The 564-nt window shown below is 67.2% G+C and carries 1 protein-coding gene; it reads left to right on the plus strand.

The features are described from left to right. Positions 1-564, plus strand: a 564-nt coding sequence (locus tag AC2W7M_RS27120) for a GTP-binding protein (protein WP_486136340.1), incomplete at both ends; no start/stop codon positions are given.

A 564-nucleotide genomic window follows, 5' to 3' on the forward strand; every position in this document is an offset into this window, starting at 1 on the left:
TCACGAAGGTTCTGGCGGAGAGCGGCGGCGCGACGTTCACGGCGTACGACCAGATCGACAAGGCGCCGGAAGAGAAGGCGCGCGGCATCACCATCTCCACGGCGCACGTGGAGTATGAGACGAACAACCGCCACTATGCGCACGTCGACTGCCCCGGCCACGCCGACTATGTGAAGAACATGATCACCGGCGCGGCGCAGATGGACGGCGCGATCCTGGTGGTGTCGGCGGCGGACGGCCCGATGCCGCAGACCCGCGAGCACATCCTGCTTGCCCGTCAGGTGGGCGTGCCGGCGCTGGTGGTGTTCCTGAACAAGTGCGACATGGTGGACGACGCCGAGCTTCTCGAGCTGGTCGAGATGGAGGTGCGCGAGCTGCTGTCGAAGTACGACTTCCCCGGCGACGACATCCCGATCATCCGCGGCTCGGCGCTGGTGGCGCTTGAGAACGGCGATCCGGCGCTGGGCCGCGACGCGGTGCTGAAGCTGATGGAGGCGGTGGACGCCTACATTCCGCAGCCGGAGCGGCCGATCGACCTGCCGTTCCTGATGCCGATCGAGGACG

The sequence above is a fragment of the Xanthobacter sp. BG11Y11_SDJG genome (assembly GCF_057364445.1).